The sequence below is a fragment of the Micromonospora citrea genome (assembly GCF_049629545.1).
In the GTDB taxonomy this organism is placed as follows: Bacteria; Actinomycetota; Actinomycetes; order Mycobacteriales; family Micromonosporaceae; genus Micromonospora; species Micromonospora citrea_A.
Genome location: NZ_JBNADX010000001.1, coordinates 548,132 through 560,984, shown reverse-complemented (window position 1 = coordinate 560,984; position 12,853 = coordinate 548,132). Strand labels below are relative to the sequence as shown.

Here is a 12,853-nt window from a genome sequence, read left to right as displayed (position 1 = left end):
CCAGGCTAACCGGCGTGTGAGCACGGCCGCGGTGGGGAACGGCAGCGGGATGAGTGTGCTGACGGAGACCGACGAGCGACACCTGCGCCGGGCGATCGCGCTGGCCGGGGCGGCGCGGGCGGCCGGGGACGGCCCGTTCGGGTCGCTGCTGGTCGGCGGGGACGGACGGGTGCTGGCCGAGGAGGTCAACACCGAGCGGACCGACGACGACGTCACCGCGCACCCGGAGCTGAAGCTGGCCCGTTGGGCGGCCCGGTCCCTCACGCCGGACGAGGCACGGGTCAGCACGATGTACACCAGCTGCCAGCCGTGCGGGATGTGCGCCACCGCGATCGACCGCTCCGGCCTCGGCCGGGTGGTGTACGCACTCAGCGCCGAGCAGCTCGCCGGGCTGCGGCCGACACGGCCGGCCACACCGGTGGCGTACGCCGGGCCGGCGCTGTTCGACGAGGCGCGTACACCGGTCGAGGGGTCCTAGAGCCACCCCGCCTCGCGGGCGATGCGGACCGCGTCGGCGCGGTCGAGGGCACCGAGCTTCTGCACGCAGGCGCTCAGGTGGTTGCGCACCGTACCCGGGGCGAGGTGGGTGCGCCGGGCGATCACGGTGACCGGGCTGCCGTACCCGGCCAGCCGCAGTGTCTCCAGCTCCCGCGCGGTGAGCGGGCAGGGCGGCAGGGTCAGCGCGTCGGCGGCCAGCGCCGGGTCGACGTACCGAGCGCCGGCGCGCACCCGGCGGATGACGTCGGCGAGGGCGCCACCGGGGGCGCCCTTGGCGAGGAAGCCGCGCGCGCCGGCGTCGAGGGCCCGGCGCAGGTGCCCGGGGCGGCCGTGCCCGGTGAGGATGACCACCGCGCAGGAGGGCAGGGCCCGACCCAGCTCGGCCGCCAGCTCGATCCCGCCCGGCGGCGGCATCTCCAGGTCCACCACCGCCACGTCGGGCCGGTGCGCCCTGGCCGCCTCCAGGGCGGCGCGCCCCTCCCCCGCCTGGGCCACCACCTCGATGTCGCCCTCCAGCCCGAGCAGGGCGGCGAGGGCCTGGCGGATCAGCTCCTCGTCGTCGGCGAGCAGGACCCGGATCACGGAGCCACCGGCACGGTCGCCGTGAGCGTGAAGACCGCGCCCTCGCGCCGGGTACGCAGGCTGCCGCCCGCCTCGGCCAGCCGGTCGGCCAGTCCGCGCAGTCCGTGGCTGTGCCCGTCGGGGGCGGGCGCCCCCTCGACGCCGTCGTTGCTGACCGTCATCGTCGCCACGTCGCCCTCCCGGGTGATCTCGATCCGGCACCAGGTGGCCCGGCTGTGCCGCAGCACGTTCGTCCCCGCCTCGCGCAGCACCGCCGCCAGCTCGGCGCCGGCGCCGGCCGGCAATCCCGCGTCGGGCACGTCGACGTCGCAGCGCACCCCGCTGGAGCGCAGCACCTCCCCGATCGCGGCGAGCTGCTCGGCGAGGTCGACCGTCCGGTAGCCGTGCACGGCCGCCCGGACCCGGTGCAGCGCCGCCCCGGCGAGCCGTTGCGCCTCGGCCGCCTCACGGCCGGCCCGCCCGGCGTCGACCGGCGCGAGCCGGGCGGCGAGTTCGGCCTTCAACGCGATCACGGTGAGGTCGTGGCCGAGCAGGTCGTGCACGTCCCGGGCGAAGCGCAGGCGCTCCTCGGCGGCGGCCAGCCGGGCCTGGGCCTCCTGCCCCTGCCGGGCCGCGACGAGCAGGTCCCAGAACCAGACCTGCACCCAGTTGACGGCCGCCACCCCGACGCCGACCCCGGCGGTGACGGCCACGTGCGTCCCGGCGGAACCGCCGGTCCAGCGGGCCACCGCGAGCGCGACGACGACGATCACCCCGACGGCGGCCAGGGCCGCGCGGGGTTGCAGCAGCAGCGGGGTCATCCCCACCAGGGACGCGCCGAGCCAGGCCCAGGTCGCCCACTCGCCGGCCGCGACGGGACCGACCAGCGGCACGCTCGCCACGGCGGCGACGGCGAGGGCGGCGTACGAGCGGCGTCGCCGGCGCTGCGCCAGCCACGGGGTGACCGCCGCGTGCAGCACCACCGCCTGCGCGGCGGCGAACGCCAGCAGCCCGCCGGCGCCGAGCGCGAGGCGTACCGGGTCGGGCTCGCGGGCCAGGCCGATGCCGGGCAGCAGCAGGGTGGAGCCCACGCTGGCGACCAGCGAGGCCAGCGCCACCCGACGGGCCCTGCGCAGCCGCCGGTCCGCCACCGTCGCACCGACCGTCATGTCCGCCGATCCTAGGGCGTGTGTCGATGTCCCCGGTCGAGCCGAGGCGCAGTCCCGGCGGCGGTCGGCAGGGCGGAGACCGGTGTCGGATCCGGACCGGTCTCCCCGCCGCCGGGCGTCGCCCGGCCCGGCCGGGGGCGCCGCCGCACGCCCTGGAGCGCACCTGCGCCGGGCCGGCCCGCCGACGTCACGGTTCAACCGTGGATTCCGCACGGTAGGTCCGTGACGGGCGCACCTGCCCTCGCGCGCCGGTCGGCGGCACCGTCGAGGCATGTCCGAGACGCTCGCCGTACCCTCGTCCCCACCCACCGACCGACCCGGCCGCCGCCTGCTGCGGCACCTGATCGAAATGACCGTCGCCATGGTGGCCGGCATGCTGCTGCTCGACCCGCTGTGGCACACCGCCGGCACGCTGCTGGACTTCTCCGGCCTGCTGGCCCGGCCGGAGGTCACCGCCCTGGTCATGGCGACCGACATGTCGATCGGGATGGCGGTGTGGATGTGGCACCGGGGCCATCCCGCCCAGGCCACCGCCGAGATGGTCGCCGCCATGTACCTGCCGTACCTGCTGCTGCTCGTCCCGTACGTCACCGGGCTGATCGACGGAGACGCCCTGCTGCTCGGTGGACACCTGCTGATGGTGCCGGCGATGGTCGTGGTGGCGGTCCGGCACCGGCACGCGCACCCGGCCCCACCGCCCCGGCACCCGGTCGTCGCCGCGCTGGTCGCCCGGTGGCCGAGCTGGCTGGCGCTGCTGATGACCATCGACAACTGGTTCGCCCCGGTGGTGCTGCCGCCGCTGAGCCTGCTCGTGCTCCCGCTGGGCTTCCTGGTGGCCGGCACGGTACGCCGCAGCTGGCGGGACCGGGGGGCGGTGGCGTCCCAGTTGGCCGGCCTGGCCGGGTGGGGGACGCTGGCTGCGCTGGCCGTCGTCGCCGACGACGGTCCGGCGCGCTGGCTGGTGGCCGGCGGCTGGCTGGCCCACGCCGCCTGGGACGTCGTGCACCACCGCCGGGACCGGGTGGCGCCGCGCGGATACACCGAGTTCTGCGGGGTCCTGGACGTGGCCGTCGGGCTGACCATGGTGCTCGCCATCCTGACCTGAACGTGGCGGGGGCGACGGTTGTGCCGGTCGCCGCAGCGGGCCGGCCGGGGTGATGAAAAGCTTTGCCCATGAGTTCCGCACCCGCACCGACCGACCCCACCATCTCCTCCGGCGCCGACGAGGCGACCGCTTTCGTGGATCTCGGGCTGCGCGCCGAACTGCTCGGCGCGCTGTCCGCCCTCGGCTACGAGGAGCCGACCCCGATCCAGCGGGAGGCGATCCCGCCCCTGCTGGCCGGGCAGGACCTGCTCGGCCAGGCGGCCACCGGTACGGGCAAGACCGCCGCGTTCGCGCTCCCGCTGCTGCAGCGGATGCCGGACGGCCGCTCGGGGGGCGACCCGGTGGCGCTGGTGCTGGTGCCCACCCGGGAGCTGGCGGTACAGGTGTCGGAGGCGTTCCACCGCTACGGCAAGGACCTGGGAGCCCGGGTGCTGCCGATCTACGGCGGGCAGCCGATCGGCCGGCAGCTGCGCGCGCTCGACATGGGCGTGGACGTGGTGGTGGCGACCCCGGGCCGGGCGCTGGACCACATCGCCCGGGGCACGCTGCGCCTGGGCGACCTGGCCACGGTGGTGCTCGACGAGGCGGACGAGATGCTCGACATGGGCTTCGCCGAGGACATCGAGGCGATCCTGGAGCACGCGCCCGCGCAGCGGCAGACGGTGCTCTTCTCGGCCACCATGCCCGCCCGGATCGACGGGATGGCGCGGCAGCACCTGACCGACCCGGTGCGGATCCAGATCGAGCGGGAGCGGCCGGTGGCCGGCGAGGCGCCCCGGGTGCGGCAGAGCGCGTACATCGTCGCCCGGGGGCACAAGCCGGCCGCGCTGGGGCGGGTGCTCGACGTGGAGTCCCCCACCGCCGCGATCGTCTTCTGCCGCAGCCGCGAGGAGGTGGACCGGCTCACCGAGACGATGAACGGCCGGGGCTACCGGGCCGAGGCGCTGCACGGCGGGATGAGCCAGGAGCAGCGCGACCGGGTTATGGGCCGGCTGCGCGCCGGCACCGCCGACCTGCTGGTCGCCACCGACGTGGCCGCCCGCGGCCTGGACGTCGAACAGCTCACCCACGTGGTCAACTACGACGTGCCGTCGGCGCCGGAGTCGTACGTGCACCGGATCGGCCGGGTCGGCCGGGCCGGGCGCGAAGGTGTGGCGATCACCCTGGCCGAGCCGCGCGAGCACCGGATGCTCAAGACCATCGAACGGGTGACCGGCCAGCGGATCGCTATCGACAAGATCCCCACGGTGGCCGACCTGCGCACCCGACGGCTGGAGCTGACCCAGGCGGCGCTGCGCGAATCGCTGCTGGAGGACGACCTGGATCCGTTCCGGGTCATCGTCGAGTCGCTGTCGGACGAGTTCGACATGATGGAGGTCGCGCTCGCGGCGGTGAAGCTCGCCCACGAGGCGGCCGGGCCCACCACCGAGGACGAGGAGGAGATCCCCCAGGTGGCGGTCCGGGCCCCCCGGGAGGGCCGGCCGGAGGTCGGCGGCCGGGGCGAGCGGCGCGGCGGCGCTCGGCCCCGCACCGGCGGCACCACCCAGGTCTTCATCGGGCTGGGCCGGCGCGCGGGCGTGCGCCCGCAGGACCTGGTGGGCGCGATCACCGGGGAGACCGGGCTGGCCGGGCGGGACATCGGCTCGATCGAGATCGCCGACCGGTTCTCGCTGGTGGAGGTGCCGCTCGGGGTCGCCGACGAGGTGATCGCCGGGCTGCGCGGCAGCACCATCAAGGGCCGCAAGGCGACCGTACGCCGCGACCGCGACGGGGAGAGCGGCGACCGGCGCTTCGAGGGTGGTGACCGGCGCGAGCGCCGGGACTTCGACGGCGGGCGGCGCGAGCGGCGCGACCGACCCTGACGTTCGCGCCGAGGCCCCCGGCCGGGTTCGGCCGGAGGCCTCGGCGACGCGCTCAGGCCGGGCTGAGCGTCTGGCCGCCGAGCGTCTGCGCGTCCACGTCGGCCGGACGCAGCGCCAGGGCGAGCACGTCGGCGACGTCGGCGAGGGTGTGCACGGTCAGCGCCTCGCGTACCTCGGTGGGCAGGTCGTCGAGGTCCGGCTCGTTGCGGGCCGGGATGATCACCTCGGTCAGGCCGGCCCGGTGGGCGGCGAGCAGCTTCTGCTTCACCCCGCCGATCGGCAGCACCCGGCCGGAGAGGGTCACCTCACCGGTCATCCCGAACTCGGGGCGCACCGGCCGGCCGGTCACCAGCGACGCCAGCGCGGTCACCATGGTGATGCCGGCGCTGGGCCCGTCCTTGGGCACCGCGCCCGCCGGCACGTGCAGGTGGATCCGCCGCCCGGCGAGGGCGTTGGGGTCGATGCCGAGCCGGCGCCCGTTGGAGCGCAGGTACGACAGCGCGATGTGCGCGGACTCCTTCATCACGTCGCCGAGCTGGCCGGTGAGGGTCAGCCCCGGCTCGCCCTCCATGCTGGTCGCCTCGATGAAGAGCACGTCCCCGCCGGCCCCGGTGACCGCCAGGCCGGTGGCCACACCGGGCACCGCGGTACGCTCCGCCGACTCCGGGGTGAACTTCGGCCGGCCCAGGTAACGGGCCAGGTTGTCGTCGTCCACCCGGACCGGCCGCGGGTCGGTGGCCAGGGCCACCGCCACCTTGCGCAGGATCTTGGCCAGGGCGCGTTCGAGCTGCCGGACGCCGGCCTCCCGGGTGTACTCCCCGGCGATGCGGGCCAGTGCCTCGTCGGCGACGGTGACCTCGTCGGGGGTGAGTCCGGCCCGTTCCCGCTGCCGGGGCAGCAGGTGGTCCCGGGCGATGGCGACCTTCTCGTCCTCGGTGTAGCCGTCCAGGGTGACCAGTTCCATCCGGTCCAGCAGGGGGCCGGGGATGGCGTCGACCACGTTTGCGGTGGCCAGGAAGAGCACGTCGGACAGGTCGAGGTCGACCTCCAGGTAGTGGTCCCGGAAGGTGTGGTTCTGCGCCGGGTCGAGCACCTCCAGCAGGGCGGCGGCCGGGTCGCCGGAGTAGCCGACGGCCAGCTTGTCCACCTCGTCGAGGAGCACGACCGGGTTCATCGAGCCGGCCTCGCGCAGCGCGCGGACGATCCGGCCGGGCAGCGCGCCGACGTAGGTGCGCCGGTGGCCACGGATCTCCGCCTCGTCGCGCACGCCGCCGAGGGAGACCCGGACGAAGGTGCGCCCGAGCGCCCGGGCGACCGACTCGCCGAGGCTGGTCTTGCCGACGCCGGGCGGGCCGGCGAGGGCGAGCACCGCGCCGGAGCCGCGCCCGCCGACCACGCCGAGGTTGCGCTCGGCGCGGCGGTTGCGCACCGCGAGGTATTCCAGGATGCGGTCCTTCACGTCGGTCAGGCCGGCGTGGTCGGCGTCGAGCACCGCGCGGGCCGCGGCCAGGTCGGTGTTGTCCTCGGTACGCGTGGTCCACGGCATCTCCAGCACCGTGTCCAGCCAGGTACGGATCCAGCCGGCCTCCGGGGAGGCGTCGCTGGCCCGTTCCAGCTTGCCGACCTCGCGCAGCGCCGCCTCGCGGACCTTCTCGGGCAGCTCGGCGGACTCGACCCGGGTCCGGTAGTCGGCGGAGCCGTCCGGCTCGTCCTCGCCGAGTTCCTTGCGGATCGCGGTGAGCTGCTGGCGCAGCAGGAACTCCCGCTGGGACTTCTCCAGCCCTTCGCGGACGTCGTTGTTGATCTGCTCGGTGACCTCCTGCTCGGCCAGGTGCTCCTTCACCCAGCCGACCAGCAGCTCCAGCCGGGCGGTGACGTCCGGCGCGGCGAGCAGGTCGGTCTTCTGCGCCAGGGTGAGCCAGGGCGCGTAGCCGGCCGCGTCGGCCAGCTCGGAGAGGTCGGTCATCCGCTCCATGGCGTCGATGACCTGCCAGGCGCCCCGCTGCTGGAGGACGGAGGTCATCAGCGCGCGGTACTCGCGGGCGAGTTCACGGGCCCGGCCGGCCGGGGCGGGCTCGTCGAGCGGGGTCGCCTCGACCCAGAGGGCGGCGCCGGGGCCGGGCACGCCGGAGCCGATCCGGGCCCGGCCGAGGCCGCGCACCACGGCGGCCGGTTCACCGTCGGGCAGTCGGCCGACCTTCTCGATGGTGGCGATCACACCGACGGAGCCGTACTCGCCGTCGATGCGGGGCACGGCGAGGAGCTTCTTGTCGCCGGTGGCGCGGGCCGCGTCGACCGCGGCCTGGGTGGTCGGGTCGAGGGTCACCGGAATGACCATGCCGGGCAGCAGGACGGCGTCGGTCAGCGGAAGTACCGGAAGAGTTGCCATCGAACACCTGCTATCGGGTTGAGTTGAGCGTGACAGGCTCAAGTCACAAAGCGTTCCCCTTGTTCCTCGGTGTGAGCCAGAGCACGTTCGCGGTTCGCCGCAGCGGTACGGGCAGATCGGGAGCGGCGTCACCGTCGGGGCCGTCGGTCCACCGTCAGCCGACATGCCGGCCTGCTCACCGGGCACCCCGGCCCACGGCATTGACCACGCGCGGTTTTCCCACGATTGCGCGACCCGCCAAATGAAAGGGACGCATATTGTTGCGGATTTGCCGTGGGATACGTCAAACTCTTAGCCACACCCCGCCCGACACAGGGAGTAATGGCGATGGCAAGGAAAGTAATCACCGTTCTGACCGACGACCTCGACGGGGGAAAGGCCGATCGGACCGTCGAGTTCAGTCTGGACGGCACGTCGTACACCATCGACCTCTCCGACGAGAACGCGGGGGTGCTCCGCAAGGCACTGGACCCGTACATCAGTGCTGGCCGGCGGATGGGGCGGGGCAACGTGGACGCCGGCCGCCCGGCGCGCCGCCCGGCGCGTGCCGGGGTCTCCGGAATGGACCGTGAGCAGAACCGGGCCATCCGCGAATGGGCCGCGAAGAACGGCTACGAGATTTCCGAGCGCGGGCGCATCCCCGTCAACGTCGTCGAGGCGTGGAAGAACCGCTGACGACCACCGGCGGGGTCACGATCCGCCGCGCCGGGGTCACGCTGGGAAATCAGCGACGACCCCGGCGCTTTTCGCGCTGTTCACAATTTCCACCCGGCCGGACACCGCCGTAGGAGAGTTACTTCCCGTCCCACGGTCGACGACCTGCCGCGTGACGTCACCACCTCCGGTCCGGCACCTCGACCGGCCCACCCGCCGGCAGCGCCCCGCTCGGGCACTGGCCCGGGTCTCCCGGCCGCCCGATGAGCCCACCCCCGCCCGTCGACGTGGTGGACGACCCCAGCCGGTTTCCGGCGCGCTGACGCGCGCCCCGCGGGCGTGCCGGTAGCGGCTCCCCCGGCGCGGACACGGTTGATCGCTGGGCCGGCAGGATCGGGACGCCACCGCGGTCGAGCCGTCGCCGCGACCTTGCCGCCGCTGGTCACCACGACCGGGTTGCCACCGAGCCGGGCCGGCACGCGCGCCGGTACGACGCGGACTCCCGACGGCCTCTCTCGCCGCCGCGGACTAGGCCGCGCGTCCGTCCGCCGGTCCATCGCGGTGCGGTCGGCGCAAGTCCGGCTCCGGCGGCGTCGGATCCGGTGCCAGGCCGGGTCGGACACCGGCCGGGCCGCAGTTGGCCGGCAGGTCGCTGCGATGCCAGGACGGCGGCGGCCCGGTGCCGAGCCGGAGGCCGAGTTGCCGAGCCGGGTGGCAGCGGGTCGGTCCGGGCATACGGCTGCGGGCCGCCCAGGTTGCCCCGGGCGGCCCGCAGCCGTCACGTACGTCGGGTCAGTTGACCTGGATGCGCACCACGTCGAAGGCGGGGGTCTGGTTGGCCCGCTCCATCATCGGCACCCGGTGCGAGCCGTCACCGGCCCAGACCGCGCACTGCGCGGTGCCGTTCTGCGGCAGGCCCGGGACCTGGATGACCACCTCGTCGGCCTCGTTGCCGCCCCGGCCGTCCTCGGTCGCCACGAAGAACGCCGGCACGGCCTCGGGGTTCGACGGAGCGGTGTTGGTGCTCTCCAACATCCGGCAGGCGGTGTGGAAGTGGCCGCGGGTGAGGCCCTGGCCGTTGAGGACCGAGCTCTCCAGGTAGTAGCCGCCCTGCCCGGCCGCGAGGAACCGGTCGCGGACCAGGTTCCGGGTCGACACGCGCAGGGTGAACGCCTGGTTGCGCTGCACCTGGTTCGGGAACTGGGTGATCAGCAGCGACGGGTTGTTGGCCGCCGCACCGACCTCGCCGAAGGCGGTGCTGACACAGCGGTTGCCGTTCTGGAAACCGTCGTGCGGCTGCAGGCGGCTGTTTCCGCAGTCCTTCGCCAGGACGCCGAGCGCGTTGCCGTTGTTGTTCCCGCCGTTGTTGTTCCCGCCGTTGTCGTTGCCGCCGTTCTGGCCGCCGTTGTCGTTACCGCCGTTCTGGCCGCCGTTGTCGTTGCCGCCGTTCTGACCGCCGTTGTTGGCACCGCCGTTCTGACCGCCGTTGCCGGCGACGACGGTGCACTGGGCGAGCTGGTCCAGGCCCTGCGGGCGCTGCGCCACCCGGCCGATCGCGGTGGCGATCCGGTTCAACGTCGCGCGGCGCTTGTCGGCCAACGGGCCGAGGATCGCGTTGTTGACGAAGGCCTGCCCGTTGCGGCTGCCCTCGGCCGCCAACCGCCGGTTCGCCTCGTCGATCTGCGTCTTCAGCAGGGCGAGGTTGCGGTCGACCTCGTTGCGGGCCCGATCGGGGATCTGCGGGAGCCGGCCGGTCACGTCGGGGCAGTTTACGGTGGAGGCGAGGGTGGTGACCGGCGCGTTGCCGGCCTTGACGGACTGGCACTCGGCGACCGACATCTGGCCGTCACCCCAGTGGTTGCGCACCCAGCGACCGTTCTGCCACGTCCGGGTCGTGCTGGCACGGCCGCCGGGCGAGGTGGCGCCGGGACTCGGCTGCACACAGTTCGAGGAGACCGTCCGCGTGTTGGCGCTCTGCCGACGTTCTCCCGCCGACGAGATCTGCGTCACGGCGGCGATCCCGCCGAAGACCGCGAGGGCGCCGACCGCCGCCAGCAGTCGCTTGCTCCGCGCGTTACCGGATGACCGGCGCGCCCGTGGGGACCTGCGCATCGAATTGCTCTCCTTCTCGATCCGGTACCTGACTCGTGATCCCGCCGGGCGACGGAATGCGGGGTGGGGTCACCCCGTCGGGATCACTGCGACGTTCCGGTCGCACGTCGATGGCCGACGATGCCCTTTCCGCACCGTCCGCCGCGTCGGGTGGCGCGGCTGGAAGATCCGTGTCCATTCCCGCTTGAGTACGGAACCCCGTGGGCGATGGTTCAACCGGGAGCGCAGAATTCGTCGACGGAGTTTCGACGACGGCCGTACCGGCACGGAAGGGAACCGAAGGCCATCGACCGCGTACGGTCAGCGACGGCGGCGGTGAGTCAGTCGACGCAGAGGTGCTCGAAGGCGAAGCCGCCCACCATCTCGTCGCGGCGGTCCCGCAGCGCCCGGATCTCCTGTCGCAGGACGGTCCGGTCGACCAGCGTCGGCTCGTCGGTCTCCAGCACGCGCAGCCGCTCCCCGACCGCGACGGTGGCGAGGTCCTCGGCCAGCCGGGCGGCGTCGACCCCGCACCAGAACCGGTGCTCCCGTACGGTCACCCGCTCGACCAGGCACCGGCCGGGGCGCACCTCCACCCAGCTCCAGCCCTCGGCCGACCCGTCGTGGAAGCGGACGTGCAGGCCGCGCACGATCGGGTCGGCCAGGCGCCGGGACACGTACGCCTCGACGGCGTCGGCCCGGGTCAGCGCGCCGAGGTCGTTGACGTGGCCGCTGCGGCCGTCCGGCAGCCGGCCGACGATGTCGCGGAACCCGACCGGCGGGTCGGCCCCGTCGGCGTCCGGCCCGTCGGCCGGCTCGCCACCGGCGTACTCGCGGGCGTCGAGGACGTACGTGACGATCCGCCGGCCGTGCTCGGCGGCGCGCAACGTCGGCGACTCGATCCGCAGCACGGGCAGACCGACCGTGGCGCAGACGGCGTCGCGCATCCGCTCGGCGCGCTGCCCGGGCGAACCGGCCGGCGCGGCCGGGCCGATGGAGACCGCCAGGCGCGGCAGACCGGTGTCGGCCGCGCAGACGACGTGGTCGAACTCCTCCCGGGTCGCCGCGCTCCACTGGTGCCCGGTGATCCCCTCCGGGCGTCGCGGCACCAGTTCCCCGAGACGTCGGCGGCCGTGCACGAGCTGACCGGCCCGGGTGAACGACCCGACGCCGTCGCCCGGCGCCGGCCGCAGCCGGGAACCGTCGTCGGTGGCGGTGGGCGTCATCGTCGGCAGGTCCTCCCGCTCGGTCGGTCGACCGCCGAGTCTAGGACGTCGACCGCTCTCGTCGGATCGCCGGTGCGGTCGGAGCGGTCCCGGGCGCCAGGGTGCGGGGGCCGATCGATTTCTCTAGGCTCACCGCGTGCTGCACTCAGGGGCCCCGACCCAACGGTTCACCAAGCGGAGTCTGGTCACGGTCTCCCACGCCATCGAGGAGGCCGCACTCGCCACCGCCGAGGACGGGCCGCTGGTGGTGATCGCCCTGTTCCAGCGGATGCCGTACTTCACCCGGGAGCTGGCCCGCTACCGGCGGATCGCCGCCGGCGCGGCGGTGACGGTCGTCGGCCTGGTCGGTGAGACCCCGCCGGAGCTGCCCGCGGGGGCGTACGGGGTGGCGCTCGACGACGCCGAGGAACTGGCCCGGGAGTGGAGCGTGGTGGCGCTCACGCCACGCTTCGGCGCCACCCTGGTGGCCCGGGACCGACGGGAGGTGGAGCCCGCCGCCACGCTGGAGGCCGGCCGGCTCTTCGACGGCCGGTGGGGCTTCCGCCGCGACGAGGCGCTGCACGAGGTGGTGCGGCTGCGTGACCGGCTGGCCGACCGGCTCCCGGCGACCGCGCTGGCCACCGTCGACCAGGTGCTCGACCGGGTCCGTCACCTGCCGGCCACACCCGGCGAGAGCCGCGCCGAGGCGGGGCTGCGGCTGATGGCCGCCCGCGCCGAGCGTGCCCGCCGGGCCGCGTCGGCGACCATCGGCGAGCCGTCGGAGGCGGGACTGGTCGACGAGCCGACGTTGCGCCGGTGGACCGGCCTGGCGGGGGTGACCGCCTCCGGCACCCTGCCGGTGGCGTTGGTGGGCGTCCGGGTCGCCGAACCGGCCGGCACGCCGGAACGCTTCGGTCGGCGCAGCACGGCCCGGGAGACGCAGGCGGTCGTCGGCGCGCTCACCGCCCCGCTGCGCCCGGTCGACCGGGCGGTTCGCCTCGCCCCCGACGAGTACCTGCTGATCCTGCCGGCGGTGACCGAGGAGGAGGCGCTCGCGGTCGCCGCCCGGGTGCACACCGAACTGGCCGGGCTGGCCCGCTCGTTCCCGTTCGTCGCGTACGCCGTGCACGCGGCGGTGACGGTGACCGATCGGCGGCCGCTGCCGGTCGCCGACGTCCGGCACGCGGTGCGGTGGGCGGCCCGGGAGGGGGTGCCGGTGGCGGCGGTGGCCCGCGAGCCGGTCACCGCGGGCAACGGCTGACGGATCCGGCCGGCACGGGAGCGCCACCTCCGGTCCCGGCCATCGGCGGACGATCTCG

At 74.7% G+C, this 12,853-nt stretch carries 10 protein-coding genes; 5 read left to right on the top strand and 5 right to left on the bottom strand.

What is annotated here, in order from left to right:
- Nucleotides 1-49 precede the first annotated feature (49 nt).
- Nucleotides 50-478, top strand: a complete 429-nt coding sequence (locus ACPFP2_RS02415; protein ID WP_424085576.1) for a nucleoside deaminase — start codon at nt 50-52, stop codon at nt 476-478.
- On the opposite strand, the gene ACPFP2_RS02410 is transcribed toward ACPFP2_RS02415, so the two are convergent.
- Both ACPFP2_RS02410 and ACPFP2_RS02405 read right to left on the bottom strand, forming a co-directional pair.
- Nucleotides 475-1,080, bottom strand: a complete 606-nt coding sequence (locus tag ACPFP2_RS02410) for a response regulator transcription factor (protein WP_424085574.1) — start codon at nt 1,078-1,080, stop codon at nt 475-477. The two genes, ACPFP2_RS02415 and ACPFP2_RS02410, sit on opposite strands and share 4 nt — an antisense overlap.
- A complete protein-coding gene (locus ACPFP2_RS02405; RefSeq protein WP_424085572.1) occupies nt 1,077-2,228 on the bottom strand; it encodes a sensor histidine kinase in 1,152 nt (383 codons plus the stop codon). Before ACPFP2_RS02405 ends, ACPFP2_RS02410 begins: the two co-directional genes overlap by 4 nt.
- A gap of 271 nt (nt 2,229-2,499) precedes the next feature.
- On the opposite strand from ACPFP2_RS02405, the gene ACPFP2_RS02400 reads away from it, so the two are divergent.
- Together ACPFP2_RS02400 and ACPFP2_RS02395 are read left to right on the top strand one after the other, a co-directional pair.
- A complete protein-coding gene (locus tag ACPFP2_RS02400) occupies nt 2,500-3,333 on the top strand; it encodes a hypothetical protein (RefSeq protein WP_424085570.1) in 834 nt (277 codons plus the stop codon).
- Between the two features lie 68 nt (nt 3,334-3,401).
- Nucleotides 3,402-5,195 carry a DEAD/DEAH box helicase gene (locus ACPFP2_RS02395; protein ID WP_424085568.1) on the top strand — a complete coding sequence of 598 codons (1,794 nt, stop codon included), beginning with the start codon at nt 3,402-3,404 and terminating at the stop codon, nt 5,193-5,195.
- A 52-nt stretch (nt 5,196-5,247) separates the two neighbouring features.
- On the opposite strand, the gene lon is transcribed toward ACPFP2_RS02395, so the two are convergent.
- Entirely contained in the window at nt 5,248-7,584 is a 2,337-nt protein-coding gene (lon, locus tag ACPFP2_RS02390) for an endopeptidase La (RefSeq protein WP_424085566.1), read from the bottom strand.
- Between the two features lie 327 nt (nt 7,585-7,911).
- Between lon and ACPFP2_RS02385 the strand changes: the two genes are divergently transcribed.
- Nucleotides 7,912-8,259, top strand: a complete 348-nt coding sequence (locus tag ACPFP2_RS02385) for a histone-like nucleoid-structuring protein Lsr2 (protein ID WP_424085564.1) — start codon at nt 7,912-7,914, stop codon at nt 8,257-8,259.
- 771 nt (nt 8,260-9,030) lie between these two features.
- Here ACPFP2_RS02385 and ACPFP2_RS02380 read toward each other — a convergent pair.
- Together ACPFP2_RS02380 and ACPFP2_RS02375 are read right to left on the bottom strand one after the other, a co-directional pair.
- A complete protein-coding gene (locus ACPFP2_RS02380; RefSeq protein WP_424085562.1) occupies nt 9,031-10,350 on the bottom strand; it encodes a hypothetical protein in 1,320 nt (439 codons plus the stop codon).
- A gap of 320 nt (nt 10,351-10,670) precedes the next feature.
- On the bottom strand, nt 10,671-11,555 hold the full coding sequence (locus ACPFP2_RS02375) for a hypothetical protein (RefSeq protein WP_424085560.1): 885 nt from the start codon (nt 11,553-11,555) through the stop codon (nt 10,671-10,673).
- Between the two features lie 136 nt (nt 11,556-11,691).
- Here ACPFP2_RS02375 and ACPFP2_RS02370 point away from each other — a divergent pair, with 136 nt between their 5' ends.
- Nucleotides 11,692-12,795 carry a DICT sensory domain-containing protein gene (locus ACPFP2_RS02370; RefSeq protein ID WP_424085558.1) on the top strand — a complete coding sequence of 368 codons (1,104 nt, stop codon included), beginning with the start codon at nt 11,692-11,694 and terminating at the stop codon, nt 12,793-12,795.
- Nucleotides 12,796-12,853: the final 58 nt, after the last annotated feature.

Excerpts from the sequence above, each read along its gene's own strand:
- ACPFP2_RS02415 (WP_424085576.1), top strand. The coding sequence starts at position 50 with ATGAGTGTGCTGACGGAGACCGACGAGCGACACCTGCGCCGGGCGATC.
- ACPFP2_RS02405 (WP_424085572.1), bottom strand. The coding sequence starts at position 2,228 with ATGACGGTCGGTGCGACGGTGGCGGACCGGCGGCTGCGCAGGGCCCGT.
- ACPFP2_RS02400 (WP_424085570.1), top strand. The coding sequence starts at position 2,500 with ATGTCCGAGACGCTCGCCGTACCCTCGTCCCCACCCACCGACCGACCC.
- ACPFP2_RS02395 (WP_424085568.1), top strand. The coding sequence starts at position 3,402 with ATGAGTTCCGCACCCGCACCGACCGACCCCACCATCTCCTCCGGCGCC.
- lon (WP_424085566.1), bottom strand. The coding sequence starts at position 7,584 with ATGGCAACTCTTCCGGTACTTCCGCTGACCGACGCCGTCCTGCTGCCC.
- ACPFP2_RS02385 (WP_424085564.1), top strand. The coding sequence starts at position 7,912 with ATGGCAAGGAAAGTAATCACCGTTCTGACCGACGACCTCGACGGGGGA.
- ACPFP2_RS02380 (WP_424085562.1), bottom strand. The coding sequence starts at position 10,350 with ATGCGCAGGTCCCCACGGGCGCGCCGGTCATCCGGTAACGCGCGGAGC.
- ACPFP2_RS02375 (WP_424085560.1), bottom strand. The coding sequence starts at position 11,555 with ATGACGCCCACCGCCACCGACGACGGTTCCCGGCTGCGGCCGGCGCCG.